The organism is Streptomyces sp. CLCI03, assembly GCF_053615355.1.
Genome location: NZ_CM132132.1, coordinates 7,599,778 through 7,625,098 on the forward strand (window position 1 = coordinate 7,599,778; position 25,321 = coordinate 7,625,098).

Consider the following 25,321-nt stretch of genomic DNA (forward strand, 5'->3'; position numbering starts at 1 on the left):
CTCGCGGGGACACGACTCCGGATGCGGCGTACGCTCGTCGACGGGGGAGCGTACGCCGTGCACCGACGGGACCGCGGGAGGACCGATGACCGCGCTCGGTGATGTGATCGAGATCGACGAACGGACCCTGCTGGTCCTCGGGCAGGAACTGGACACCGCACACGACCGGCCCGACGTCGCCAACGCCCTCGTACACCGGGCCGGCGACACCCTGGTGCTGGTCGACACCGGCGTCACCACGACCTTCCGGACGGCCCTGCGGCAGGCCGCCGACCGGGTCGGGCCGTGGTTCCGGGCCCTGGTGCTGACCACGCACGGTCACCCCGACCACGTCGGCAACGACGACCTGGCCGACGAGCTGGGTGTGCCCGTCGAGCACTACGTCCCCGCACCCGACCTCGACCAGATGAGCGACCCGGTGGCGTACTGGGTGCGGACCTTCGAGCGCGTCGCCGGGGCGTTGCCCCTGGCCCCGCCCGCCCTGGCGACCCACTTGATGTCGCTCTTCGAGCCCATGCGCCCCTTCGGCGCCACCACCCGTACCTACGAGCAACGAGCCCCGGAGCGGATCCGTATCGGCTCGTCACGATTCACCGGCTGGACCTTCGCGGACGGCGCGGTACGCGTGCTGCGCAGCCAGGGCCACTGCGCCGGGCACGTCATCGTCCACCTCAGGGACCCCGGCGTCCTCCACCTCTCCGACGAGGGCAACGGACCCTGCGGGGCCATGGCCGACGCCGACCAGCTCAAGATCCAGACCGTACTCGGCGCGGTCGCCCTCCTCTTCGAGGAGGGGCGGGCCGCACTCCTCACCGACGGCCACACCTTCGCCCTGCGCCGCGGCGCCGAGGTGGTGCCCTACCTGGACGGGCTGCTGGAACAGGCCACCGCCCTGCAGGAGACGGCGCTCGGGCTGCTCGGCGAGAGCGGACCGGTACGGCCGAGCGAGTTCGGCGCCCGCTACGTCGAAGCCGTCACCGCACTCGGGGGCGGCGGAGCCAACCCGAACGAGATGTTCTTCGCGATGATGGCCGTCAACCAGCTCCGCGAGCTCGGGCTCCGGCCCGAGTCGGCCGACCCTGACGCGCCCTGGTCCCGGCCCCCGCTCCGGAACCCCACGGCTCGGGCTCCGGAGCAGGGCCCCGGTTCCTAACCGGCGCTGATCGCCGTCACGTGCGTGGAGCCGTCCCGCAGGGCGGTGATGCGGACCTGCCCGGCAGGGAAGGGGTCCCTCCCGTTCGGCCCCGGTATCCGCGAGAAGGGCGTCCAGGAGCCGTCCGGCCTCCTGATGTTGTGCCAGACCCGTCCGTCGAGCCCCACCGCGACGACCTGGGCCGAGCCGTCGGGCGTCCCCGCGATGCCGATGGCGCTCGCGCCCATCGTGGCGGTGGTGACGCCCCGCGGGGGCCGGAAGCCGGTCCAGGAACCGTCCGGCCGCCGCACCTGGTGGTACACCATCCCGTCGAGCCCGATCGCGAGGACCTGGGAGGACCCGTCGGGCATCCCGGTGATCGCCAGGGCCGGACCGGAGAACGTCGGCGCCCCGTCGTAGCCGGCCAGACGGCCCCAGGCCGTCCACGCACCGTCCCGCCCGCGCACGCAGTGGTACATGGCACCGTCCGTGCCGTAACCGATCAACTGGGCCGAGCCGTCGGGCATGGCGGCGATCGACACCTTCGTCGCGCCCCAGCGGCCCTTCGCGGTGAAGCCGGGCAGGGCCCGGAACCCGGGCAGCCCGCCGTCGGCGCGACGCTGCTGGTGGTAGGTGGTGCCGTCCATGGCCGTCGCCACGATCTGGCAGGTGCCCTCGGGGAAGGCGGCGATGTCCGCCTCCCGCACGGTGAATCCGGTCGAGCCGTCCGGCCCGGCGACGCGCTGCCAGGGCTGCGGGGCGGCCGAACCCCGTACGGAGGTCAGCCACAGACCGTTGTCGGGCGCGATGCCCAGCACCACGACCGAGCCGTCCGCCATGCCGGCCACGGCGCTCTGCATCCCCGTGAACGAGCCCGTACCCGAGCCTGATCCGGCGGTACCCGGCAGCGGACGCATGCCGCCCCACGACCCGTCGGATCGGCGCTCGGTGTGGAAGAGCACCCGCCGCTCGACGTCGTACGGGGGCAGGTGCGCGGAGTGGAACCACACCGGGTTGGTGATGGCCACCAGTTGGTCCAGGGTGGTGGAGGCGGGCTTGGGCCGGCGCACCTCGGCCCGGGCGAACAGGGAGGCCTTGCCCCAGCCCCGCCAGCGCAGTTGCCCCGTGCCGCTGCCGTCGATGCAGGTGGCGGCCATGATGCCCCACTCGGTGCTGAGCGTGGCGATGCTGTCGGGAGCGCCCGTCACGTTCAAGGTCACGTCGACGGCGTCGAAGAACGACAGCGGCAGTTCCTCGCCGGGCCCCGCGACGGCTGCGCCGGTGCGGGCGGTGAAGTCCAAGGTCACGGCGGCGGACTCGACGGCGTACGACCGGCCCAGGCGCAGCGCGTCCAGTACGGCGGGCGTGGACAGGCTGTCGGCGTACACGACGTTGTGGGGGCGGCCGACGGCGTCCGAGGGGCTGTGCGCGTCGCTGTTGCCGACGGCGGCGACCCGCTTGCCGAGGCAGAGCATGACGTGCCAGGCGGCGATGTTGGCCGCGTCGTCCAGCGTCCAGGGTCCGTTCCACACCTCCAGCGCGTCCACGCGATCGAGGCCGAACTCCCAGAAGGAACCCGCCGCCGGAGTGAGAGGATGGGCGGCGATCGTGAGTCCGCCCAGACTGTGCACGCGCCGGGCCTGCGCCTCGAACGCCCCCTGGTTCGCGGGACCGTAGCGCCAGTCCACCCATTCCCCCTGCGGCAGACCGACCGCCAGCCAGTGGCCGTGCCGGGTGGTCACCTCCTCGGCGTTGACGACCAGCAGGTCCGTCGGGACGTTGCCGCGCCATGTCACCCCGGTGGAGCTGGTGTTGTGGTCGGAGGTGGCGATGAAGTGCAACCCCTCCTGGCGGGCCGCCGCGACGATCTCGTCCACCGTGCGCTGCCCGTCGGAGTGCACGCTGTGCAGGTGCAGGTCACCCCGGTACCAGCCGGGGCCCCGCCCGGCCACCGAGGTCGGCAGGATGTCGTACGGGGCCCGGGGGAGCGGATCTCCGAAGTGGAGGGTGACGTCCACCTGCCAGGCCATACCGCCGGTGCTGCCGACCATCGGCCCCAGGATGACCGACCAGCCGCCGGGGTCCACGGGTCCGGGCACGTAGCCGGGGGTGGCGTCCGCGGCGGAGACGGTGAAGCCGGTCCGTGCGCCGCCCGACCAGCCGCGGAAGCCGGACGGGCCGAAGGCGCCGAGGTCCAGGATGCCGGCGGCGGCGTCGTGGGTGGTGGCGACGGAGATCCGCCGGACTCCGGCGGGGACGTCGAAGGGGACGTACGCCCACTGGTCGTTGCCGTAGGGGGAGTGGCCGCGGTAGGTGGTGGTCACCGAGTCGGTGCCCCGGCCCCGCGTCGCGGCGAACGCGACCGGGGCGGGAACCAGCGCGGCGACCCCGCCCGCGGCCATCAGGGCCCCCAGGCGGAGCAGGGACCGGCGCTCGACCCCCGCCCTGGCGCCGGGCGCCGGGGCGGGGTCGGGCACATCGCTCGGGAGGTGTTCACTCGACACAGCTGTGCTCTCCGTTCACGTGGGGGTGGCAGGGAAGGCGTGCTGGTGCTGGTGCTGGGGCGAGCGGGAGTGCGTGCGAACGGCTGCACCCGGCCAGGGGCCGGCGACTAGCGGCTGGAGCGCTGGGCCTCGACGATCTGTCGTACCGACCCGTCGACGTCCGTACGGGCCTGGACGCGCTCGGCGAACCCGGGGAACTGCCCGGCGACCGCGCTCAGCAGCCGTAGTTCCAGCGGTGCGACATTGACCTCGCACCGGTCGCGGCGGACGGCCCGTTCGACGCCGTCGGCGACCTGGCCGGGCGTGACGGTCCTGATGCCCTTCGGCGGAGTGGCACCGGTGGCCGCGAACATCCCGGCGTCGCGGACGAAGCCGGGCTGGACCAGGGACACCCCCACCCCCGTTCCCCGGAGTTCCTGGCGCAGGGCGAGGGCGAATCCGCGCAGCCCGAACTTCGTCGCGTTGTACAGGGAGGTCGACTTGGTCGCCGCCTTGCCGGAAATGGAGCCGACGAGCACGATGTGCCCGCGGCCGCGGCCCACCATGTGCTCCGCGAGCAACCGGGACAGCAGCACGGGCGCGCGCAGGTTGACGTCGAGGGCCCGGTCGAGCTGGTCCTCGGTGTAGTCCAGAAGGTCGCCGCTGGCCGGCAGGGCGGCGTTCGCGACGAGGATGTCCGCCTCCGCGCAGCTTTCGGCGAGCCGGACGACGTCGGACCGTACGGCCAGATCGGCGACCACGGTACGGGCGCCACAGGCGTCGGCGGTGGCCTTGAGGGCCTCCTCCCGCCGCCCGCTGACCGTGAGGCGGGCCCCCTGCGCGGTGAGGCGCGCGGCCAGGGCGGCGCCGATGCCCCCGGTGGCGCCGGTCAGTAGAACGTTCGATCCGGATATGTCCACGAGCACTCCCGTGCGGCTGGCGAAGTCCCTCAACTGTTCGTTCGAACGAACAGTATGGACGGCTCCGCTCCTTGTCCACAGCTCCTCGTCCCCAACCACCCGGCCCCACCTGGGCGATCGAGGCGGTGGATGGGGCAGAATTACGCCATGCCCCACGCTTCCGACACCCGCCAGAGCATCATCGACGCCGTGCTGCGGATCATCGGGCAGGACGGCGTCGCCGCCGTCACCAACCGGCGGATCGCCAAGGAGGCGGGAGTCTCCCTCGGTTCCGTCACCTACCACTTCGCCACCCAGCACGAGCTGCTGCGCGAGAGCCTGCTGCACTTCGTGGCCGAGGAGACCCGACACTTCACGGCACTCGCCGATGAATGCTCCGACGAGCACTTCGACATCGGGCAGGCGGCCGAGGTCGTGGCGCAGGTGGCGGGCGGCAACGCCTTCGACAGCCGCCACATCGCGCCGTTCGAGCTGTACGTCCAAGCCGGCCGCGACGAACGCCTGCGCGCCGCCGCGGCCGAGTGCTTCGCCGCCTACGACCTGCTGGCCACCCGGATCCTGACCCACCTCGGCGTCCCGGACCCCGAACGCCTGGCCGGGGTGGCCGTCGCCCTCGTCTTCGGACAGCAACTACGCCGCCTGGCCACCGGCGCCCCGGCCGAAGACCTCGTCGACACCCTGCTGATCCTCACGAAGTTCACGCCGACGCAGACCCCCTAGCCGGGGGTACGGCACCGGCCGCCGTCCGCGAGGAATGCGGACGGCGGCCGGAGCCGGGCGCGTCGCCGCGCGGTGTGCGCGCTGCGCGCGGGGACTTCAGTACGTGTAGCCCACGTGCGCGAGGGCCTGCTTGAGCAGCGCCGCGTGCCCGCCCGGCATCTCACCCTGCACGGCCGCCGAGAGTGCCTCCTGCGGGCTGAACCAGACCAGGTCCAGGGCGTCCTGGCGCGGCCGGCAGTCACCGGTGACCGGCACGATGTAGGCAAGGGACACTGCGTGCTGGCGAGGGTCGTGGAACGGGGTGACGCCCGCCGTGGGGAAGTACTCGGCGACGGTGAACGGCTGGAGGGAGGTGGGGATGCGGGGCAGGGCCACGGGACCCAGATCCTTCTCCAGGTGGCGGAGCAGCGCGTCACGGATCCGCTCGTGGTGCATGACACGGCCGGACACCAGGGCCCGACTGATCGCCCCGTCCGTGCCGATCCGCAGGAGCAGTCCGATGGTGGTGACTTCGCCGGTGTCGTCCACGCGTACGGGGACGGCCTCGACATACAGGATCGGCATCTGGGCCCGGGCCATCTGCAGCTCGTCGTCGGTCAGCCAGCCGGGCGTAGTTTCGGTCGTGTCAGACATTCCTTGATCCTACTTTCCAGGGTGGGCTCAGGCCCAGATCACGCGTCCGCCCGACCCAGGAAGAGTGGACCCGTGGGGGCCGTCCCCGCGACCCGGACCCGCGACATTCTGCCGCGTACGGGGCTGACGTACCGTTTGGGCATGAGCATGCCCCCGCCCCAGCAACCCCCCGGCCCCTACGGGCCCCCGCAGCCCCCGTACCCCCACGGCGGACAGCCGTACGCGGCACAGCCCGGACAGCAGCAGCCGTTCCCGGGCCGGCCCTACCCGCCGCAGCAGTACCCCGGCCAAGGGGCATGGGGGCAGCCTCCGACGGGCATGCCGCCGCGCAGGAACCGGACCGGCATGGTGATCGGCATCGTCGTGGGATCGCTGGTGGTGCTCGGCGTGCTCGGCGCGATCGGAGCCGGTCTGAGCGGATCCGGATTCCCCGAGGCCCGGTACCGGCTCACCGTTCCCAAGACGCTGGTGGACGGCAAGTACCAGCTGGTCCAGGACCATTCGGACACCGAGGGCAAGAAGGCCCTGCAGGGCACCTACGACTCGAAGATCCGCGATCCGAAGCCGGCTGTCGGCCAGTACGCCTTCGAGTCCCCCAAGGAGTCGGGCGCCCTGGTCGTCTCGGGGATGTACGGCCGGTTCAAGGACCCCGCGGAGGCTCGCAAGAAGATGCTGAGCGGCGCCGCGGAGTCCGACGGCTCGTCCTTGGGCGCCCCCGTGCGGGACATCACGCCCACCGGATCCGACGTCACCCTGTCCTGCCAGGTGCTGACGGTGCGACAGGGCGGGGTCGAGAGCTCCCTGCCGATGTGCGCCTGGGCCGACGAGAACACCGGTGCCTCGGTCGGGATCCTGGGCCAGGAGACCGCGTCGCAGAAGCCCGGTTCCGTCGACCTCGCCAAGACCGCCGAGACGACCTTGAAGGTGCGCGCCGAGATGCGGCAGCCGATCGGTTGATCCGGGGCGGGCGCTGAGGCGCGCCGGAGATGCGCCAGAGGTTGGCGGCTCTAAACCGCCGCGGAGTTATGCCCAAAAGGTGACTTTCTGGAGCCCGAAGCGGTCGGATAGCAATGACGCGGTGCCTGGTGCGGCCTGCCGACCGTCGGCAGCGATCCCAGCGCGCCGAGGAAGGAACGTCCCGTGATCCGCATCCGTCACGCCGCCGCTCTGGCCACCATGGCCGTCACCGCCCTCGCCATCGCGGCGAGCCCCGCCTCCGCGGCACCCGGCGACACGCTCACCATGTGCTCCAGCACGCTCACCCCGGACGGCTGGGTGGACGCCCAGTGGTGGAACAGCGGCGGTTGCGGTTCCGGCTTCACGCCCAACACCAAGCAGATCAAGGACCTGAGAGGCTACCCGGTCGGCACCCAGGTCAACGCCTGCGCGTCCACGTGGCCGCCCGCCGGCTGGACGATCACCAACACCTACTACTCGAGTGGTTGTCGCTACTCCGCCGTGCCCAGCTTCAACCCCAACACCTGGACCCTGAAGCGCACCTCCTGACCACGCGCGGGCGCCGGGGCCGGTCGGATCGAGCGGTCGAGCGGGTGGCTCGTACGGCGTGTCCCGCGCCGCGCGGCCGCCCCGGCCCGACCCCGCTGCCTACCGTGACCCCATGAGCGCACCTTCAGCACTGCCGTCGGCCGGGTACGGGATCCGGTTCGCCCGGCCCGCCGAGTCCGGGGCGGTCGCCGCGCTCCTCGCCCGCGCCTTCGCCGACGACCCGGTCATGGCATGGATGATTCCCGCCGCCGACCGGGAACGCGGGATCGCCCGCTACTTCCGGCTGGCCCAGCGGCAGCAGCGGCCGCGCGCCGGCGCCGTCCGGGTCGCCGCGACGCAGGACGGGCGGTTGCTGGGGGCCGCGCTGTGGTCGGGACCCGGGGCCTGGAAGCCCTCCGGGGCAGCGGAGTTGGCGGCGCTGCCGCGGTACGCGGGCGTCTTCGGCCTCCGTGGCCTGCAGCGGGCGGGGGAGGTCCAGAACGCCATGCACGAGGTCCATCCGCTGACGCCGCACTGGTACCTGCCGTCCGTGGGGACGGACCGGGGGCTCCAGGGGATGGGCGTCGGTTCGGCGCTGCTCGGCCAGCAGCTGGCGGACTGCGACCGGCTCGGGCAGCCCGCGTACCTGGAATCCAGCAACGTCACCAACCTCCCGTTCTACGAGAAGTTGGGCTTCCGGATCACCGGAGAGATCCGGCTCCCGGAGGGCGGGCCGACCCTCTGGCCGATGTGGCGCGACCCTGACCCGGCCGGCGGACGCGCGGGGCGCCGGGGCGCGTCCCGCGGATCGTCCGAGCGCGGGCCGACACGGTGATGTGACCGATGCGGCCCTCGCGTTCGCGGCCCGGGAATGGCGGCCCGCCCGTACGGATCGGTCCGTTGCCGTCACATGCCATCAATTCCCAAGCCTGTCATGGCCGTTGACGAAACGATCACGCTCGCGTCTCGGACAGGTGCTCTGGAACCCTCCGCTTGGCTCACCTGTCACACGAGCAACGGAGGCAACCCCCGCATGCCCTCAAGCCGAATACGCCGTGCGTGGCCCGCGGCCGCCACCGCCGTCGCGGCAGCGCTCGCGCTCACCGGTCGCACAAGCTGAGCGCGCTCGGCGGCCGGCGGGTGTCTCCTTCGGATCCCGCCGGCCGGGCTCGCCCGGCACGGCGGGATCCGAAAGAAGCGCCCTAACGGATGCCGGAGCGTACGCGGACCTCGCGGACCTCGCGGACCTTGGGGACCGCGGAGGTCCTTGCGGCCGCGCGGACCTCGACCTCCCGGACCACAGGAACCTCAGGCACCTCAGGCACCACGGGTACCTCGGCCACCGGGTCCGGTACCGCCCCGGGGCGGTCCTGCTCGAAGGTACGGAGCAGGTCCGCCGCCACGCTCACCGCGATCGTGGCCGGCTCCTTGCCGGTGATCTCGGTCATCCCGATCGGAGTCTTGATCCGATCGATGGTGGCTGCGTCGTGACCGCCCTCGGTGGCCAGGCGCTTGCGGAACCGCACCCACTTGGCGGCCGAGCCGATCAAACCGATCGAGCCGAGACCAGGGGTGCGCAGGGCGGCGTCGCACAGCGCGGCGTCCTCGGCGTGATCATGGGTCATGATCAGGACGTGGGCGCCGGGCGGCAGCTCCGCGAGCACCTCCTCCGGAAGCAGCGGCGTGTGGTGCACGTGGATCTGCGCCACCGCGTCCGAGAGCACACTCAGCCGCTCGTCGGTGAGCATGTCGGACCGGGTGTCGATCAGGTGCAGATCGAGGTTGTGGCGGGCCAGGATGCGGGCCAGCTCCAGTCCGACGTGCCCGACGCCGAAGACGGCCACCGCCTGGACCACCGGCAGCGGTTCGAGGAGCAGGCTGACAGCACCGCCGCAGCACTGCACACCGTGGGGTCCGACGACCTTGTCGTTGAGGGCGAACTCCATCAGTTCCGGCTCCGGATCCGGCTCGACGTTGAGCTGGCGGGCCCGATCGATGGCGACGGCCTCGATGTTGCCGCCGCCGATCGAACCCCAGGTCTCGGTCTGTCCCACGACGAGCTTGGCACCGGCCCCACGGGGCGCATGGCCGCGCACGGTCGCGACGGTCACGAGCACGCCGGGCTCCCGGCGTGCTCGCAACCGCGTGACCGCGGCGATCCAGGTCATGTCAGGCATTGCTCAAAGCGCTTGTGTCGGTACGGATCTCGCTGTCGTCCGGAGCCTGGCCGTCGCCGCTCCGCACGTCCGCCTTCTCGCGGACCGACTCGATCGCCCAGAAGACCGCCTCGGGCGTCGCGGGAGCGGCGAGTTCCACGCTGACCCCTGCGGGACCGAACGACGCGGCCGCCTGGCGCAGCGCCTCGCGCACGCAGAACGCCAGCATCAGCGGAGGCTCGCCGACCGCCTTGGACCCGTACACCGCGCCCTCTTCGGTGGCGTTCTCCATCAGCGTGACGTTGAACTCCTCGGGCATCTCCGAGAAGCTCGGCAGCTTGTAGGTGCTCGCGGCCTGGGTCAGCAGCCGGCCGCGGTTCGGCCCGTCACTGGTGTCCCAGCGCATGTCCTCCAGCGTCAGCCAGCCCGCGCCCTGCACGAAACCGCCCTCGACCTGACCGATGTCGATCATCGGGGACAGGCTGTCGCCGACGTCGTGCACGATGTCCACCCGGCGGATTCGGTACGCGCCGGTGAAACCGTCGACCTCCACCTCGGCCGCGGCGGCGCCGTAGGAGAAGTACTTGAACGGGGAGCCCCGGAAGCTCTTCGCGTCCCAGTGCAGCCCCTCGGTCCGGTAGTAACCGGACGCCGACAGCTGAACGCGCTGGAAGTAGGCGGTGTTCACCAGGTCGTCCCAGGCCAGCTCCTTGTCGCTGCCCAGGGTGCGGGCGACACCGTCGACGATGCGCACGTCCGAGGCGTTCGAACCGAGCTGGCTGGCGGCCACCTGCAGCAGCCGCGTGCGCAGCTGCTCACAGGCGTTCTTCACCGCGCCACCGTTGAGGTCCGCACCGGAACTGGCGGCGGTGGCGGAGGTGTTGGGCACCTTGTCGGTACGCGTGGGCGCCAGCCGCACCTTGTGCAGCGGGATGCCCAGCGTGGTCGCGGCCACCTGCAGCATCTTGGTGTGCAGGCCCTGGCCCATCTCGGTGCCGCCGTGGTTGATCAGGACGGAGCCGTCCTTGTAGATCAGCACCAGCGCGCCGGCCTGGTTGAAGGCCGTGAGGTTGAACGAGATGCCGAACTTGATGCCGGTGATCGCGAGCGCCCGCTTGGTGTGCGGGTGCGCGGCGTTGAAGGCCGCGATCTCGCGCTTGCGGTCGGCGATGCCGCCGTCGTTCTCGACCTGCTGCCAGACCGCGGCGATCCGTTCCGCCTGCGGGACCGGCTGGCCGTACGGCGTCGCCTGACCGAGACCCGGCTGGTAGAAGTTGCGCTTGCGCAGCTCCATCGGGTCCAGGCCGAGCAGCGGCGCGACCCGGCCCAGGATGTCCTCGATCACCAGCATGCCCTGCGGACCGCCGAAGCCGCGGAAGGCCGTGTTGGAGACCTTGTTGGTCTGGGCGATGCGACCGGCGACCCGCGCGTTGGGGATCCAGTACGTGTTGTCGATGTGGCACAGGGCACGGGCCGTCACGGGCTCGGACAGGTCCAGGCTCCAGCCGCCGTCCGAGGTCAGCGTGGCGTCCAGCGCCTGGATGCGGCCGTCGGCGTCGAAGCCGATCTTCCAGTCGGCGTGGAAGCCGTGCCGCTTGCCGGACATGGTGAGGTCCTGGGTGCGGTTGAGCCGCACCCGGACCGGCCGACCGGTCAGCTTGGCGCCGAGCGCGGCGATGGCCGCGAAGCCGTGCGGCTGCATCTCCTTGCCGCCGAAGCCGCCGCCCATCCGCAGGCACTGCACGGTCACCTCGTGGCTGTGCAGACCGAGGACGTGCGCGACGATCTCCTGGGTCTCCGAGGGGTGCTGGGTGCTGCTCTGGATGAACACCTGCTCGGCCTCGTCGATGTAGGCCAGCGCGGCGTGCGTCTCCAGGTAGAAGTGCTCCTGGTCGGAGAACTGGAACTCACCGCTGAACACGTGCGCGGAGTCGGCGAAGCCGGCGTCGATGTCGCCGGTCACCATCAGGGGCCGGGCGCCGTGGAAGGCCTCGGCCTCGATCGCTTCCTTCAGCGTCATGATGGAGGGCAGTTCGTCGAGTTCCACCTCGACGGCCGCCGCACCGAGCCGAGCCGCCTCCAGGGTCTCACCGAGCACCCAGGCGACCGCGTGGCCGTGGAACATGACCTCGTCGGGGAAGAGCGGCTCGTCGTGCTTCATACCGGCGTCGTTGACACCGGGCACGTCGGCGACGGTCAGTACGCGGACCACACCGGGCACGGCGAGCGCGGGCTCGGTGCGCAGCGCGGTGATCCTGCCCCGGGTCTTCATGACCTGGACGGGGTAGGCGTGCAGCGTGTCCTTGGTGCGGTACACCAGGTCATCGGTGTAGAGCGCGGCGCCGGTGACGTGCAGTACGGCACTTTCGTGCGGCATGGAGAGGCCGACCACCGGCTTCTCGGGACGCTCGGACAAATGGCTCATGAAGACACCGCCTCGGTGGTTTGCGCGTACAGCTTCAACAGGCTCTGGCCGAGCATCGCGGAACGGTAGACGGAGCTGGCACGGTGATCGCTCATCGGCGTGCCCTCACCCCGCAGCACCCGGGCCGCGGCGTCGACCGTCTCCGCCGACCACGGCTTGCCCTCCAGGGCGGCCTCGGTGGCGAGGGCGCGGATCGGGGTGGCGGCCACGCCGCCCAGACCGATGCGTGCCTTGCGGACGATTCCGCCCTCGATGTCGAGCGCGAATCCGATCGCCACGCTGGAGATGTCGTCGAAGCGTCGCTTGGCGATCTTGTGGAAGGCCGTGACCGGCGACAGCGGAAGCGGGATGCGCACCGCGCGGATCAGCTCATCGGGGCGGCGCACGCTCTGCCGGTAGCCGGTGAAGTACTCCGCGAGCGGGACGACGCGCTCACCGTCGGCGTCGGCGAGCACCAGCGACGCCTCCAGGGCGAGCAGTACCGGCGGGCTGTCACCGATGGGGGAGCCGGTACCCAGATTGCCGCCGAGGGTGCCGCTGTTGCGGATGAGTCGGGAGGCGAACTGCGGGAACAGCTCGGCCAGCAGCGGGACATCGCCGTCGAGTCGACGCTCGATCTCGGTGAGCGTGACCGCCGCCCCGATCTCGATGTGGTCGGATTCGACGCGCAGCTCCCGGAGTTCGGGCAGCCGGTCGATGGCGACCACGCACTCCGCCCGACGGGAGCGGATGTTCACCTCGACGCCGTAGTCGGTGGAGCCGGCGACCACGACCGCGTCGGGCCGCTCGCGCAGCAGCTGCAGCGTTTCGGCCAGGGTGTCCTTCCGCAGGAACGTGGCGCCGTCCTGCGTGTATTCGGTGGCGACCGGCGCGGGCGGGTCCTGCTCGCGACGCTGCGCCAGCGGGTCGTCCTCGGTGGGCTCACCGACCGCGAAGGCGGCGTCGCGGATCGGGCGGTAGCCGGTGCAGCGGCACAGGTTGCCGCTCAGCGAGTGCAGGTCGAAGCCGTTCGGACCGTGCTCGGCGTCGTGGGCGTCGCCGCTGTCGGCGGACTCGCCGTGGGCGCAGCGGTCGGGCCGGTAGTACTCGGACGCCATGCTGCAGATGAACCCGGGCGTGCAGTAACCGCATTGGGAACCGCCGCGGACCGCCATCTCCTCCTGTACCGGGTGCAGCGTGGGCCGCTCACCGGGTTCGCCGACCGTGGCGAGGCCCTCGGAGGTGATGATCTCCTGGCCGTCCAGTGCCGCGGCCGGCACCAGACATGCGTTGACGGCCACCCAGTCGGTGGGCTTGTTCACGCCAGGACGGGCCACCAGCACCGAGCAGGCGCCGCACTCACCCTCGGCGCAGCCCTCCTTGGTACCGGTGAGGCCACGATCGCGCAGGAGATCGAGCACAGTGGTGTGGGGTGCAGCCGGGGAAAGCGGTGTCTCTTTCCCGTTGACGGTGATCCGCGCCGCTACCATGGCACATCCTCATTTCCGCGCATGGTCGAGCTGATTATGCTAGTAGCCATTTCAGGGGCTTTCTATTTCGCTGGCGCAGCCCGGGGGAGAATCCGGGGCGCGACTCGGCACGCGACGACGTGCCGCAGGCGGTGTGAGAAATCGAAAGATGCCGGGGCCACAGAAGGGCACACCGGAGAAGAGGGCTGTTCAGCAGCCGTGTGCTACGAGACCCGGAGTCCAGGCGACCTGATGCGCGGGGCGGTGCAGTTCGGAGATGATCGACATCCGACTTCGCCTCCTCCATCAGTTCACGGGCCGGTCGGCTCGAAGTTACGTTGCCGCAGGTCGATCGGTCAAGCCGCCGTGCGCAGACCATTTCGGGTCCGCCGAGATCCGGGCCGCCGGCGGACGTGGCCCGACGCCCGGTCCGACAGATCGAGATGCTGTCCGGAATGTGACGTATCGGCTGGTCGGGGCGTCGAACGGTCGGCGGCACCGGAGCTCCACGACCGGGCTGCGAGCCGTTCCGATCGCTGTCGATCAGGTGACCGTCGCCGCCCGCGCGTCAAGGAAGTCTTGACAGAGCAGGGCTGTCAAGGTTTTCTTGACGTATGACGATCTTGAAGAAGACGGTCTCCTCCGAGGAGGGCGGCCCTCGCTCCACCACGGCCCCCACCACGGCTGCCCTGCTGCCGCTCGCGGTGATGCTGCCCGCGGTGACGGTCATGTTCCACGACCGGTTCGGGGCCGTGGCCTCGGCCGCCCTGGTCGTCGTGTCCCTCGTGCTCGTCGCCGCCGGGGGAGCCCTGCTCGCCCGTACCACGGCCGAGGCCGATGCCGCCGCGGTCCGCGCCCGACACGACGCGGACGTGCTCGACGCGCTGGAACCGCTCGTGGGCGCCCGGCGATGAGCGACGTACCCCTCCTCGGCCCCTTGGAGACGGCCAGGATCCGCGAAGGCATCGCGGCGGCCGTGATCGGCGCCCCCGAGGGCCTGGCCGACGCGCTCGAACACGACGCCGACGGCTATCTGCGCCTGGTGGATGCCTCGCGGGTCGGAGCCGAGGAGGCGAGCCGGCTCCTGCGTGAGGCCGTACAGGGCGCCAGGGCCGCCGGACACAGCTGGGAAACGGTGGGCCGCATCCTGGGAGTGAGCCGGCAGGCCGCCCAGCAGAGGTTCGCCGGCGCGTCCGCACCCGGTGCGCCGACCGGCGGTGGGGCGGGCGCCGCGGAGCGCCGCATCCTCAGTCCGCTGACCGCGTTCAACGAGATGGCCGCCCTGGAGGAGGCCGGACGCGACGGATGGCACCTCGTCGGCTACGGATCCTTCTTCCACGAGGTGGAGGCCTCCGCGCACCCGTGGGAGCACTGCCGTGTGACGCTCTCCGCCGGCGGCCGCCACCGACGGATGGAGGCGGAGGGCTGGATCCCCGTCGGCGCGGGCTGGTTCCCCTGGCGCTACTACAAGCGGCCGCTCGGCCCCGATCCCAAGGCGGCCCGGTGACCGTCCCGGCCCGCCGAGCGAGCGGAACCGGGACGGCCGCCGTCGCGGCAGGGGGCCTGGAGGTCAGGGAGTCCGGAGCTTGTCCACGATCCACTCGCCGAGCTCCACGGTGATGACCGTGTGTCCTTGGTTCTCGCTCGCGCACAAGAAGTGGTCGAGCTCGCTGTCGGCGGGGTCGATCTTGCTGTAGAGGGCGTCACGGTCGTCGATCGCGCCGGCCGCCACGGCGCTGACGCTCGGCACGAACGTGGTCGCGTTGTACGTGAGTTCCGCGGGTTCGCCTTCGAGGAGCCCGGCCAGCATGGCGGCGGTGCCGAAGTTGGCGGGGCGGCCCGGCAGGTTCAGGGCCTCGGGGAAGAGGCCACCGGGAGCGCCGTCGATGTCGGGCAGGTTGTTGGTGGCGATCGGGATCTCGGGGGAGCCGGTCTTCTTCAGGATGGCGACGATCTGCTCGCCCGTGTCCTGCGTGTCCAGCCGGGTGCCCGTCAGCTCCGCACCGGTGGTGCGCATCGCCGTCACGCCGGCCGGGATGTTGTTCCCGGCACCGGTTCCCGTGCCGTTGGCGACCCCGAGCCGCCGCACACCGGGGGGCCAGCTGCCCACCCGCTCCAGTTCCGCGAGGAAGTCGGTGCGGGCCCGGTCCTGCCGGGGCTCCGCGGAGACACTCTCGATGTGCCAGCGCAGCAACTGCCGGGCGGCCGTGCTGTTGACCATCCGGGAGAAGCTGCCGAGGAGTTCACCGAATCCGGGGAGGCCGCCCCAGTTGTCCTTCACGAAGTGCGCGAACGCCTGTACCGAGATCGGCAGCCAGGCTCCGGTGTGCGGGGTGTCGTAGGAGAGGAAGGTCGAGGTCTGGTGGTCGTCGCCTTCGTGATGCATCTTGGCGAGGGCGTACCGGGTGACCAGCCCTCCCATGCTGAAGCCGCCGACCGTCAGCTCGGCCGAACCTTCGCGGTCGTCGATCGCCTTCTTGATGCACTCGATCGCCACGTCGGCGTTGTCGATGATGGACGCCGACCGCTCGTCGAAGCCCAGGAGCACCAGGTCGAAGCCTGCCTCACGCAGCTGGGAGATGAGCGGGTACTCGCCGTTCTCCAGGCCGTTCCACAGGGCGTCGGGATCGCTCTTGCCGGAGGAGAACCCGTCGGCGAGGATCACCGGCTTCCTGACCCGGGTCTGGCCCGGGCTGCTGTAGAACACCCAGGCGGTGCCCCTTTCGAGGGGCCACTCGACGTCCCAGGCGGTTGCCCTCGGGTAGTGGGGCTGGGCGCCCGGGAAGGTGTTGTCCCAGATGCTCACAACAGGCATGGACATGTGGTGCGGCTCCTCTGTCTCGTGGTGCGGTACGGCCCGCCCCCGGGACGGGGGGCGCGGCGGGGGCCGCCCCGGGTCGCGGCGCGAAACACACTCGGGGACGGCCTGCACATGCCGACGGCCTCATGCCGACGTCATGTGCGGAACCGGAACCATGATCCCGAAGCAAGTAGCCCGAAACCAACGAATCCCGACCATGTCACTCGTACGTGGAAAGTGGTTTCGTCGCAGGTCACAGGGCTGCAAGGGAAGAAACGATGATGCGGGCCCGACACGGACGCCACACGGTGCAGCCGGGGGTGCGCACGGTGGTCGCCCGCTCTTCGCGGGCGCCTGGCGGTGAGCGCGGCGGGATGCTTAAGAGCAGATCAACTGAGCCTTAAACGTGCCTGTGGTCTCCTCGCCCCGCGTCGATCGAGACCGTCGGCAGGCGTGCCGTACGCGCGATGACCGTCCGTGGCCCTGGGGTCGTGACCTGCTTCTTCGGACGCGCGCGCACGAGTCACGAGCCTCGCGGTGGCTCGCCGCACAGCGCCCCAAACCTCCCCGCGGCCTGATTCGTAAAAAGGCAACAGGACTGAACTCCCCTGAGAACTCGGCCGTATGCAGGACGTCAGGGGGGCAACGTCCATCGGATCGAGGAGTGTCGAGTGTCCAGAAAACGGACCATGAGTCTCAAGAAGAAGTTCGTGCTCTCTGCCGTCGCGGGAGCCCTGGTGATCGGCGGGGTCGCTGCCACGGTGGCGATCGGCAATGCGGCAGAACCCGACGTCGTGTGTCAGGGGTCGACGGTGACGTTGTCGGGTGAGGCGGGTGCGCCGGCTGCGTCGAGTGGCACGTTCCCGGTGGGGACGAAGTTGAAGGTGACGAACCTGGACAACGGCCAGGCGACGACGGTGACGGTGAACGGCCCGTCGGGTAGTTGTGTCCTGCTGAACAATGCGGCGTTCGAGAAGGTGCGGGAGCCGGGGAAGAATCTGATTCGGCGGGCGCGTATCGAGCGGGTGGGTGGTGGCGGTGACGCTGCGGCTCCCGCGGCGCCTGCGGCGGGTGCGTCAGGTGCGGCGGGTGCGACGGGTGGGGCGGCTGTGCAGGTGCCGCCGGCCACCGGTGAGGTGGTGTGTCAGGGGTCGACGGTGACGTTGTCGGGTGAGGCGGGTGCGCCGGCCGCGTCGAGCGGGACGTTCCCGGTGGGGACGAAGTTGAAGGTGACGAACCTGGACAACGGCCAGGCGACGACGGTGACGGTGAACGGCCCGTCGGGTAGTTGTGTCCTGCTGAACAATGCGGCGTTCGAGAAGGTGCGGGAGCCGGGGAAGAATCTGATTCGGCGGGCGCGTATCGAGCGGGTGGGTGGTGGCGGTGACGCTGCGGCTCCCGCGGCGCCTGCGGCGGGTGCGTCAGGTGCGGCGGGTGCGACGGGTGGAGCGGCTGTGCAGGTGCCGCCGGCCACCGGTGAGGTGGTGTGTCAGGGGTCGACGGTGACGTTGTCGGGTGAGGCGGGTGCGCCGGCCGCGTCGAGCGGGACGTTCCCGGTGGGGACGAAGCTGAAGGTGACGAACCTGGACAACGGCCAGGCGACGACGGTGACGGTGAACGGCCCGTCGGGCAGTTGTGTCCTGCTGAACAACGCCGCCTTCGACACGGTGCGCGAGCCGGGCAAGAACCTGATCCGGCGGGCACGCATCGAACGCGTGGGCTGAGCGACCGGCGTGACGGCGGGGACGGCACGGAGCGTGCCGTCCCCGCCGTCACGCCGTCCCCGCCCCGTGACACGGGGCCGAGTGGACAGGGACGGACAGGACTGGACGGTCATCGCCTCTTCAGGGCATGGATAGTGGACACCGCCCACGCCGAGGCTGTGCGCCATGAACCTCGGACGCACGAAGGGCGGGCCCGCCGCCGCACCTAGGCCGTCTCTTTCGGATCTTGCCGGGCCCGGCCCGCCCGGCACGGCACCTCATCCCCCAGACTCCGTCCGGGGGGACCCCCAGGTTGTCGGGGCACACGAGTACGTCCGGTACACGAGCGCCCCTCCGCCTTGCGAGGCACCGCACCGGACGACCCGGGCTCGACCGACAAGATCCGAAAGAGACGACCTGGCCCGGGTCCGCACGCGCGGCCCCGGTCGCCGCGCGGCCCCCCGCGACGCCGGCCACCTCGCTCGTGAACGCGGCGCTGCCGCAGATCCGTTCCGGAGCGGGCCTGTCGGACGGCGGCACCACCTGGGTGGTCAACGCCTACGGCCCGGCTCGACCGTCGCAAGGCGCCTGCTGAGCAGCCGCTCCGAGGCCCCGGTGGGCGTTCGTCGGCCATCGCCGTGCGGCGCGCTCCACCCCCGTCACCCCGTCACCCTGCCGTCCTCCATGGAGGTCTCCACCGTGTCCAGCTCCGCAACCATGTCGCCGTCCGTCGTCCGTGCCCGCCCCGGCAGACGTCCGCATGAGGTCGACAACCGCGCGGCCTACCTCAGCTTCGGGCTCGCCTACGTACTCGGCCACGGCACCGCCGCGGCTTCCCAGGGCGCCGACCCCTTGCTCCCCCTGCCCGACTGGCTGCCCACGACGCTCCTCGGCGGCGGGCTCGTGGTCGGCATCGTGCTGGCCACCCTGGCCGGCCTGCGGGCCCAGGTCGGAGCCACGGCACAGGAGATCCTGTCCGGCCGGCTGCTCGGCGCAGCCTGGATCGCCGCTTTCACCGCCCTGTTCCTCGCCATCACCGGCCTCACCTCCGTACTGGAACAGCCGGAACTCCAGAACGTCCTCTGGCCCGCCGGCTCCGGTCTGATCGTCGGCCTGCTCTACCTCGCGGAAGGCGCCGTCCGCCGCGACCTGCTGCACTACGGCCTCGGCGTCTGGCTCGCCCTGACCTCCACCGCGGCACTCTGGTTCGCCGCTCCCGGCCTGTACTGGGTCCTCGCTGTCGCGGGTGGCGGCGCCTACGTCCTCGCCGCGGCCCTCGGGCACCGCCGCCTCCACCTCCACCTCCTCTCCCGCACGGAACGCCCCTGCGACTGACGGCCGGCCCCTCCGCCCGTCAGGGCCGCAGGCCGGCCCGCCTGAGCGCGATCTCCGAGAGATCGGCGATGACCCGCTGGTCCCCGCGCCGCCAGGCGTCGGCGAGACCGCCCTCGGGCGTGGGGAGTGCGGCGAGATCGCTGAGCCGGCCGGTGAGGGCGCGCAGGGCGAGCAGGTCCGCGCCTCCGGGCGCATCGAGGAGGCGCCGCATGATCACGCTGCGCCGGATCCAGCGCAGCCGGGCAGGGAGCCACAGCAACAGGACGACGGCCACCGGGACGACGATCAGCGCCAGTGTGGTCAGGGTGGCCACCTGGCTCACGGCGTCCTGGAGCGACTGTCCGGCGTTGGCGATCCCGGTACTGGCGTCGGCAGCGGACTGCAGCGGCTTCTGCAGGAGATCGCCGACGAACGGTACGTTCGAGGCCGCGTCGCCGGCGTTGCCGAGCTCGGTGGCGAGGCTGTCGCCCGAACTTTCGACCCTCCGGCCCGGCTCGGCCAGCAGCATGATGGCGTCGTGGACGGTCAGGGCGAACCACACGGCGGCGGCCATGAGGCCCACGGCGATCAGGTCCGCGAGGATCTGGCGGTTCCGACGTGCTGGAGTCTGTGCGTAGAGGCGCATCGGCGGGCTCCCGTTCGGGTCGGACGTGGAGGAGGACCGGCCCCGCCGGGTGAGGCTCGGCCGGTCGTTCGACCGTACGCCTGACTCCCCCTCCGCACCGGGTTCGGTGGACGAACGTCCGCGCCACGACGCCTGGTCGGCGCACCGGAAGCCTGGAGGATGCCGCCCGGAGCCTTCGCGGGCCCGGGCGGTCCGGACGTAGCCTCGGGCAGCCCGGCGGGGGGACAAGCTCACGCGTCCGGAGGCCGTACCCAGGGGGCGAGACCAGCTCCGGACCATGGTGGTGCGTCAGATCATGGCCTGCGGCCAGGCGGAGCTGGGGCGAGCACGTCCCGGTCCCACCAGGACCCCTCGGGTAGCCGGATCGCGGCATACCGTCGTGCGGCGTCCACCCTCAGCCCCTCGTCGGTCGAACAGACGGCCGGGCCATCCGGCGGTCGACGGCGGGGACCGCCGCGTACCGGTTCCGGAGCCGAAGGCGCCGATCCGGCCCGGGCGGTCGACCGTGAGGGCGCCGGCAGGGCAGACTCTGAGCAGAAGGAAAGGGGCGGGCGATGACCGCACAGCCGATTCGCCGGCACGAGCCGGAGCGCGTGCCGCGCAACGCGAAGGGCATCGCCGACGCGCTGACGCCGGAGGTGGCGAAGGAGTTCTACGCCGAGCTCCTGGCCGCCCGGCCGGAGGAGGCCAAGGGCGTCCTGTTGCGCTGGTGGGGCCGGGCGATGCTCGAATCCGATCCGGGCCGGCAGCGCCGGGTCGCGTCCGCGCTCACGGGCACGATGCCGACGATCGCCGTCCAGGACATGCTCGAGCGGCGGCGGGCCGCGGGACTGCCCGTTGAATGAGCGCTTCGACGACGGTTCCGAGGGCTTGCCGTGTGTGCTGTCGGAGGACGTCACCGCCTTCATGACCGACCCTGCGCTGCCCCCGTGGGCGATGGGCTCGGTCGTCGCCGCGATGGTGGAGATCGGCGAGACCCGAGGGCTCGTCGCAGGAAGCACGGTGGCGGAGGACTGGCCGGAATGCCGGCTCCTGCCGCTCGGTGAGGACGGGGCGCTGGGCATCATCGAGTACGTCATCGCCAAGGACGCCGCCCCGCCGCAGGTGATCGTGACCCGCGTCCTGCTGTACTGAACACCCGCACGGCGCGGGCGGAAAAGCTCCGGTTCAGCGGTCCGGACGGGACACGCCGAGAACCGCGTTCATGGATGTCGCCGTACGTGCGCTACGTGCGCCGGCGGAACGGCAACGGCTGAGGTCCCACGCCCCACCACCAGGTGCGGCACGTCCCTGAACTTTGACGGCTAACACCGTTAGCCATACCGTGACGGCCCGGCCCGGCCCGCGTCGTCCGCCTCCTCGGTCGGTCACGACGTGAGATGAGAGGGGTGCGGTGAACACCGCGACAACCGGCACCGCGTGCGTGCGGACGGCCCGTCATGGCTGACCGAGCGCGGCAGATCATGGCCGCAGCCAGTTCTACGACCATGCCCGTACCGCCGCGGATGACGCGCGCCGGCTCCCGCTCGCCCGCATGACCGGGTGGGACATCAGCCCGTTCGAGCCGGACGGACTGCGCGTCGCGCCGCTGCGTCCACCGGTTCTGCCCGAGCCGCCGCGACACGGCGAGGACCCCGCCGACTGCGGGGCGTGCCGCGCCCGCGACGAAGGCATCTGGTTCAACGACGGTTGGCGGCTCTCCCGGATCGCGGGAGTCGGCGTGCCGCTGGCGCTCATGCTGCATCCGCGTGAGCACCATGACATGGCCGACCTGCCCGATGAACTGGCGGCCGAGTTGGGGGTCCTGTCCACGCACATCGTCCGCCACGTACAGGCTCTGCCCCACATCTCGCGAGCCCACGTCTACCGCATCGGGGACGGTGGCGCACACCTGCACATCTGGTTCTTCGCCCGGCCCGAAGGGCAGAGCCAGCTGTACGGATCCTGGCTGCCCGTCTGGGACGATCTGCTGCCCGAATACCCCGCGGAGGTCGCGGAGGCGGACGCGGCGATCGTGGCGGACGCGCTGGTCGCCTCCCTCGGAGGTCGCCGCTCGGCTGCCGACGAATCGCCGACCGACTGACCTGCGAGCCGCGGCGGGCGCCAGGTTTTACCCAACGGTCAGCCGACGATCGTCCCAGCTCGGATAGCTTTTCGGCATCCGTCGAAAGTGATGCACGGGCTGCTTGCGCCACGGCGCAGGCAGCCCGACAGGAGGCATGCGATGAGTTCGATCAACGTCCTGGAAGCGGCCGCCGCGCTGCCCGGCGCCTGGAGTTCCTCCTCCCTGGGAGAGGTGGGGACGGCCTGCGTGAAAGTCCTACGGATGGACGGCAGTCCCGTCCCGGAAGAGACGCACAAAGCCGTCGAGATACTGCTGGTGCTCGACGGGCGGATGGAACTGCTGGTGGAGGGTGTCGAGGTCCCGGTGGAGGCGGGCGAGATGTACCGGGTGCCGGCGGGCGCCCGACACGCTGTCGGCCCCGGTAGCCACGGCACGTTGGTGATCGTGGAGGAGCCCACGGCGTGAACGCGTTCCACCGCGACCGGTGGCTTATCGCCCGGCGCGGACCTGCCCGGGCTGTGTAGCGTCCACCCGGTGAATGACTACCTCACTCCTGCGCCGGAGGAGCTCTCCGAGCGGGCTCAGTCCTTCGTCAGGACCCACGGGCTACGACTCGAAGGCCTGGGAGCCGCACAGTACCGGGCTCGCTGGCTGGAGCGCGGGATCCCCGAAGCGGTGCTCGACAGGGTCGAGGCCTTCGACGAGCAGTGGGGTGGACTGGTCCTGCCGCCGGTTCCGACGTACGAGGGCGGTCCGAAGCGGTTCTGCCCCGACGTGCCGGAGGCGACGCTGTCGGACGGTTGGTGGTTCTGGGCGGGAGACCAGCGGACGTCGGTCTCCTACGGCTTCATGATCGGTCCCCGAGGCGAGTTCGGTCTCGGCACAGCGGCGTGGGTGCCCCTGCACGCGAGCGTCGGCGGATGGGTCGAGTCGGTCGCGCTCACGTATCACGCCACCATGTGGGCGAAGCAGATCACCAAGGTCACCGGCGGTGACGTCGATGCCCTCGACCTCGGGTCCTACGAGCCGGTCCCGGAAGTGGAAGGGCTGGCCGACACCTGGTGGCGAGGCACGGACTCGCTGATCGCGATCCAGACCGGCCAGGCCGAGTTCTACTCCCGCCCCGACTACCGGACCGCTGTCATCTACTCCGGCCTCGACCGCTGGGGCCTGTACGGCTGAGCGGCCCGGGCGTCCCCCGGTCGGCTGCGCCGTACGGATGGACTCGGGCCGTACGGCGCCGGGTTCGGGGTCTTGTGGCGCGAGGCGGCCTACCTTCGCACTGCTCGACCACCCCTCCACGAAAGGCAGTACTCGTGCGATCGATCCGTTGCGCCCTGACCGCTCTCGCCGCTGGTGGCATCCTCCTGGCGGGTGCGTCCGCCGCCTCCGCCGACGACGCCTTCACCATCTACGCACCGGTCAGCAACACGTACTCCATCGTCTTCGGTGACCTGAGCCAGGTGGCCGGTGACGACGTCTTCAACGCGGGCCACGACAACACGGTGGGCTCCCACAACGGTGCGGCGCCGGCCGGCGACATCGGCATGGCGGCCATGCCCGGCACCCAGATCCTGAGCAACGACGCCCTCATGCAGCGTGCCGCCGGCCAGTGGACCGGCAGCATCATCGGCAAGTAGTTCCCGCCGGCTCCCGGTCCCGACGGTCCGGCGGCGGCATACGCGAGGGCCGCTGCCCCGGAGGGGTGGCGGCCCTTCCCCGACGACCTCGCACCACGCGACTCCAGGGCCTGGCTGCCACCCTGCCCGACTGTTGCCTTGCGCGACGTACAGCGGGGCATCCCGGCCACTTCTCTGCTCCGGAGTTGGCGGCATCTCGCGCCGCTGACCGCCCGGTTGGTCGGCAGTGGCGAGTGAGCGGTCCTGGCGAGCCTCGGCGTGGGCGCGTGCGGCCTGCTCCTGCTCGGCGCCACCGCGGGCTCCACGGGAGCGTGCGCCTTGGTCCTCACGGCCGTCGGCTACGGCCTGGTCCACCTCGGACTCGGGGCGGCTGGACCGAACGAGAGTGACATCCTGCACCGCCGTGTCGCCCGTACGAGCCATCGCCGAACCCACCCATGGCGTGCCCCTCCCCGGCAGCGGGATCCGCCGTCTCCACGCGTTGACCCCACGGCGCGCCAGGGACCGGATCGTTCCACCGGTCCACCGTTTTCGCGTCGCCCGTTCGGCGCGCCGTCCTGGTGGTCCGGGCGAGGCGGTGTGGTCAGGGCACCGGCCCGGCGGCACACTGGAGTTCCACGCCCCGCAGCGCCAGGAGTGACGTGCCCGTCCCGATCATCGTCGACTGCGATCCCGGACACGACGACGCCCTCGCCATCATGTTGGCCGCCGCGGACCCGGCGGTGGACCTGCTCGCCATCACCACGGTCGCGGGGAACCAGACCCTCGACAAGACCACGCTCAACGCCCGCCGGGTCTGTACGGTCGCCGGCATCACGGACGTTCCCATCGCCGCGGGTTGCGACCGGCCGCTCGTCCAGCCGCTCGGTGTGGCCGCCGATGTGCACGGGGTCAGCGGACTGGACGGGCCGATGTTCCCGGTCCCGACGGTGGATGTCGTTCCTGAGCATGCCGTGGACCTCATCCACCGGCTGCTGGCCGAGCACCCCGAGCCGGTCACCCTGGTCCCGACCGCCCCGCTGACCAACATCGCCCTGCTGCTGAGGCGGTACCCGCAGGACGCCTCCCGCATCCGCGAGATCGTCCTGATGGGCGGTTCGACGGAGCGGGGAAACCGGACCCCGGCCGCCGAGTTCAACATCGTCACCGATCCGGAGGCCGCCGACATCGTCTTCCGCTCGGGGGTGCCGGTCACCATGTGCGGGCTCAACGTCACGCACCAGGCACTGGCCACGCCCGAAGTGGTGGCCCGCTTCGTGGCCCTGGGCACGCCCCTCGGGCAGATCTGCGCCGACCTGCTGACCTATTTCGGTTCCACCTACCGCGAGTTGTGGGGGTTCGCCAGTCCGCCGCTGCACGACCCCGTGGCGGTGGCCCGGGTCATCGATCCCGGGCTGGTGCACTGCGTGGACGCCCAGGTCGCCGTGGAGTTGAACGGCCGGTACACGCGCGGAGCCACCGTCGTGGACCTGCACCGTTCCACGGGCCGCCCGGTCAACGCGCGCGTGGCCGTGACCTTGGAGACCGACGCGTTCTGGGACCGCATGGTCGGCGCCGTCGCGACTCTCGGCGCGCGCGTCCACGGGCCGACACCTGACTGAACAGGATCCGCCCGGCGTCCCCGGCGGTCGGGTCCAGCAGGCGCAGCAGGACGTCGGCCGGGGGCTCCGGAGGCAGCCGTCGTCGGGCGGTGGCCCCGCCGGCCGTATCGCGGGGCGCACCCGCGTCCGGGGGATCGGCCCGGTCGAGCC

22 protein-coding genes and 2 pseudogenes are annotated in these 25,321 nt (G+C 71.4%); 16 read left to right on the plus strand and 8 right to left on the minus strand.

Going from position 1 to position 25,321, the window contains the following annotated elements; translation table 11 throughout:
- Nucleotides 1-85 precede the first annotated feature (85 nt).
- Nucleotides 86-1,153, plus strand: a complete 1,068-nt coding sequence (locus ACWG52_RS35005; RefSeq protein ID WP_453126966.1) for an MBL fold metallo-hydrolase — start codon at nt 86-88, stop codon at nt 1,151-1,153.
- On the opposite strand, the gene ACWG52_RS35010 is transcribed toward ACWG52_RS35005, so the two are convergent.
- Together ACWG52_RS35010 and ACWG52_RS35015 are read right to left on the minus strand one after the other, a co-directional pair.
- Nucleotides 1,150-3,636: a CehA/McbA family metallohydrolase gene (locus ACWG52_RS35010; protein ID WP_453126968.1), complete on the minus strand. Its 2,487-nt coding sequence runs from the start codon at nt 3,634-3,636 to the stop codon at nt 1,150-1,152. The genes ACWG52_RS35005 and ACWG52_RS35010 overlap by 4 nt on opposite strands.
- A gap of 107 nt (nt 3,637-3,743) precedes the next feature.
- Nucleotides 3,744-4,535: an SDR family NAD(P)-dependent oxidoreductase gene (locus tag ACWG52_RS35015; protein WP_161290688.1), complete on the minus strand. Its 792-nt coding sequence runs from the start codon at nt 4,533-4,535 to the stop codon at nt 3,744-3,746.
- A 147-nt stretch (nt 4,536-4,682) separates the two neighbouring features.
- On the opposite strand from ACWG52_RS35015, the gene ACWG52_RS35020 reads away from it, so the two are divergent.
- The gene (locus tag ACWG52_RS35020) at nt 4,683-5,255 is read left to right on the plus strand and encodes a TetR/AcrR family transcriptional regulator (RefSeq protein WP_389818232.1); all 573 of its coding nucleotides are present in this window, start codon (nt 4,683-4,685) and stop codon (nt 5,253-5,255) included.
- Between the two features lie 96 nt (nt 5,256-5,351).
- On the opposite strand, the gene ACWG52_RS35025 is transcribed toward ACWG52_RS35020, so the two are convergent.
- Entirely contained in the window at nt 5,352-5,888 is a 537-nt protein-coding gene (locus ACWG52_RS35025; protein WP_030728338.1) for an NUDIX hydrolase family protein, read from the minus strand.
- Nucleotides 5,889-6,029: 141 nt separating this feature from the next.
- Here ACWG52_RS35025 and ACWG52_RS35030 point away from each other — a divergent pair, with 141 nt between their 5' ends.
- From ACWG52_RS35030 to ACWG52_RS35040, 3 genes are all read left to right on the plus strand, one after another.
- Complete coding sequence (locus tag ACWG52_RS35030) at nt 6,030-6,845, plus strand: hypothetical protein (RefSeq protein WP_389818229.1); 816 nt, start codon at nt 6,030-6,032, stop codon at nt 6,843-6,845.
- A 183-nt stretch (nt 6,846-7,028) separates the two neighbouring features.
- A complete protein-coding gene (locus tag ACWG52_RS35035; RefSeq protein WP_389115224.1) occupies nt 7,029-7,394 on the plus strand; it encodes a hypothetical protein in 366 nt (121 codons plus the stop codon).
- A 112-nt stretch (nt 7,395-7,506) separates the two neighbouring features.
- Nucleotides 7,507-8,208: a GNAT family N-acetyltransferase gene (locus tag ACWG52_RS35040; RefSeq protein ID WP_389818226.1), complete on the plus strand. Its 702-nt coding sequence runs from the start codon at nt 7,507-7,509 to the stop codon at nt 8,206-8,208.
- Between the two features lie 532 nt (nt 8,209-8,740).
- Here ACWG52_RS35040 and xdhC read toward each other — a convergent pair.
- From xdhC to ACWG52_RS35055, 3 genes and pseudogenes are all read right to left on the minus strand, one after another.
- Nucleotides 8,741-9,541, minus strand: a pseudogene (xdhC, locus tag ACWG52_RS35045) (xanthine dehydrogenase accessory protein XdhC); the annotation flags it as partial.
- 1 nt (nt 9,542) lies between these two features.
- The gene (xdhB, locus tag ACWG52_RS35050; RefSeq protein WP_389818223.1) at nt 9,543-11,954 is read right to left on the minus strand and encodes a xanthine dehydrogenase molybdopterin binding subunit; all 2,412 of its coding nucleotides are present in this window, start codon (nt 11,952-11,954) and stop codon (nt 9,543-9,545) included.
- Nucleotides 11,951-13,423, minus strand: a complete 1,473-nt coding sequence (locus ACWG52_RS35055) for a xanthine dehydrogenase small subunit (protein ID WP_389818220.1) — start codon at nt 13,421-13,423, stop codon at nt 11,951-11,953. The genes xdhB and ACWG52_RS35055 overlap by 4 nt, the downstream gene beginning before the upstream one ends.
- Before the next feature lie 593 nt (nt 13,424-14,016).
- On the opposite strand from ACWG52_RS35055, the gene ACWG52_RS35060 reads away from it, so the two are divergent.
- Together ACWG52_RS35060 and ACWG52_RS35065 are read left to right on the plus strand one after the other, a co-directional pair.
- On the plus strand, nt 14,017-14,316 hold the full coding sequence (locus ACWG52_RS35060) for a hypothetical protein (RefSeq protein ID WP_390136485.1): 300 nt from the start codon (nt 14,017-14,019) through the stop codon (nt 14,314-14,316).
- On the plus strand, nt 14,313-14,909 hold the full coding sequence (locus ACWG52_RS35065) for a hypothetical protein (protein ID WP_389818214.1): 597 nt from the start codon (nt 14,313-14,315) through the stop codon (nt 14,907-14,909). Before ACWG52_RS35060 ends, ACWG52_RS35065 begins: the two co-directional genes overlap by 4 nt.
- Nucleotides 14,910-14,972: 63 nt before the next feature.
- Here the strand turns inward: ACWG52_RS35065 and ACWG52_RS35070 are convergent, their stop codons facing one another.
- The gene (locus tag ACWG52_RS35070; protein WP_390136488.1) at nt 14,973-16,223 is read right to left on the minus strand and encodes an esterase/lipase family protein; all 1,251 of its coding nucleotides are present in this window, start codon (nt 16,221-16,223) and stop codon (nt 14,973-14,975) included.
- 749 nt (nt 16,224-16,972) lie between these two features.
- Here ACWG52_RS35070 and ACWG52_RS35075 point away from each other — a divergent pair.
- Nucleotides 16,973-17,233 (plus strand): annotated as a pseudogene (locus tag ACWG52_RS35075) (hypothetical protein); the annotation flags it as partial.
- Nucleotides 17,234-18,604: 1,371 nt separating this feature from the next.
- A complete protein-coding gene (locus tag ACWG52_RS35080) occupies nt 18,605-19,240 on the plus strand; it encodes an ABC transporter permease (protein ID WP_453126974.1) in 636 nt (211 codons plus the stop codon).
- 19 nt (nt 19,241-19,259) lie between these two features.
- Here the strand turns inward: ACWG52_RS35080 and ACWG52_RS35085 are convergent, their stop codons facing one another.
- Nucleotides 19,260-19,865: a hypothetical protein gene (locus tag ACWG52_RS35085; protein ID WP_390137195.1), complete on the minus strand. Its 606-nt coding sequence runs from the start codon at nt 19,863-19,865 to the stop codon at nt 19,260-19,262.
- A gap of 554 nt (nt 19,866-20,419) precedes the next feature.
- On the opposite strand from ACWG52_RS35085, the gene ACWG52_RS35090 reads away from it, so the two are divergent.
- From ACWG52_RS35090 to ACWG52_RS35120, 7 genes are all read left to right on the plus strand, one after another.
- Entirely contained in the window at nt 20,420-20,710 is a 291-nt protein-coding gene (locus ACWG52_RS35090) for a hypothetical protein (protein ID WP_389806876.1), read from the plus strand.
- A gap of 61 nt (nt 20,711-20,771) precedes the next feature.
- Nucleotides 20,772-20,999 carry a hypothetical protein gene (locus ACWG52_RS35095; RefSeq protein ID WP_453126978.1) on the plus strand — a complete coding sequence of 76 codons (228 nt, stop codon included), beginning with the start codon at nt 20,772-20,774 and terminating at the stop codon, nt 20,997-20,999.
- A gap of 400 nt (nt 21,000-21,399) precedes the next feature.
- Entirely contained in the window at nt 21,400-21,948 is a 549-nt protein-coding gene (locus ACWG52_RS35100; RefSeq protein WP_390137201.1) for a hypothetical protein, read from the plus strand.
- 141 nt (nt 21,949-22,089) lie between these two features.
- Nucleotides 22,090-22,395: a cupin domain-containing protein gene (locus ACWG52_RS35105; protein WP_389806873.1), complete on the plus strand. Its 306-nt coding sequence runs from the start codon at nt 22,090-22,092 to the stop codon at nt 22,393-22,395.
- Between the two features lie 69 nt (nt 22,396-22,464).
- The gene (locus ACWG52_RS35110; RefSeq protein ID WP_389806872.1) at nt 22,465-23,112 is read left to right on the plus strand and encodes a hypothetical protein; all 648 of its coding nucleotides are present in this window, start codon (nt 22,465-22,467) and stop codon (nt 23,110-23,112) included.
- A gap of 134 nt (nt 23,113-23,246) precedes the next feature.
- Nucleotides 23,247-23,570, plus strand: a complete 324-nt coding sequence (locus ACWG52_RS35115) for a hypothetical protein (protein WP_389806871.1) — start codon at nt 23,247-23,249, stop codon at nt 23,568-23,570.
- Between the two features lie 641 nt (nt 23,571-24,211).
- Entirely contained in the window at nt 24,212-25,171 is a 960-nt protein-coding gene (locus ACWG52_RS35120) for a nucleoside hydrolase (RefSeq protein WP_389806868.1), read from the plus strand.
- Nucleotides 25,172-25,321: the final 150 nt, after the last annotated feature.

Bases quoted from the DNA above. Each gene is read 5' to 3' on its own strand.
- ACWG52_RS35070 (WP_390136488.1), bottom strand. From the start codon at position 16,223: ATGTCCATGCCTGTTGTGAGCATCTGGGACAACACCTTCCCGGGCGCC.
- ACWG52_RS35030 (WP_389818229.1), top strand. From the start codon at position 6,030: ATGAGCATGCCCCCGCCCCAGCAACCCCCCGGCCCCTACGGGCCCCCG.
- ACWG52_RS35055 (WP_389818220.1), bottom strand. From the start codon at position 13,423: ATGGTAGCGGCGCGGATCACCGTCAACGGGAAAGAGACACCGCTTTCC.
- ACWG52_RS35085 (WP_390137195.1), bottom strand. From the start codon at position 19,865: ATGCGCCTCTACGCACAGACTCCAGCACGTCGGAACCGCCAGATCCTC.
- ACWG52_RS35095 (WP_453126978.1), top strand. From the start codon at position 20,772: ATGACCGACCCTGCGCTGCCCCCGTGGGCGATGGGCTCGGTCGTCGCC.
- xdhB (WP_389818223.1), bottom strand. From the start codon at position 11,954: ATGAGCCATTTGTCCGAGCGTCCCGAGAAGCCGGTGGTCGGCCTCTCC.
- ACWG52_RS35005 (WP_453126966.1), top strand. From the start codon at position 86: ATGACCGCGCTCGGTGATGTGATCGAGATCGACGAACGGACCCTGCTG.
- ACWG52_RS35065 (WP_389818214.1), top strand. From the start codon at position 14,313: ATGAGCGACGTACCCCTCCTCGGCCCCTTGGAGACGGCCAGGATCCGC.
- ACWG52_RS35040 (WP_389818226.1), top strand. From the start codon at position 7,507: ATGAGCGCACCTTCAGCACTGCCGTCGGCCGGGTACGGGATCCGGTTC.
- ACWG52_RS35025 (WP_030728338.1), bottom strand. From the start codon at position 5,888: ATGTCTGACACGACCGAAACTACGCCCGGCTGGCTGACCGACGACGAG.
- ACWG52_RS35090 (WP_389806876.1), top strand. From the start codon at position 20,420: ATGACCGCACAGCCGATTCGCCGGCACGAGCCGGAGCGCGTGCCGCGC.
- ACWG52_RS35105 (WP_389806873.1), top strand. From the start codon at position 22,090: ATGAGTTCGATCAACGTCCTGGAAGCGGCCGCCGCGCTGCCCGGCGCC.
- ACWG52_RS35060 (WP_390136485.1), top strand. From the start codon at position 14,017: ATGACGATCTTGAAGAAGACGGTCTCCTCCGAGGAGGGCGGCCCTCGC.
- ACWG52_RS35020 (WP_389818232.1), top strand. From the start codon at position 4,683: ATGCCCCACGCTTCCGACACCCGCCAGAGCATCATCGACGCCGTGCTG.
- ACWG52_RS35100 (WP_390137201.1), top strand. From the start codon at position 21,400: ATGACCGGGTGGGACATCAGCCCGTTCGAGCCGGACGGACTGCGCGTC.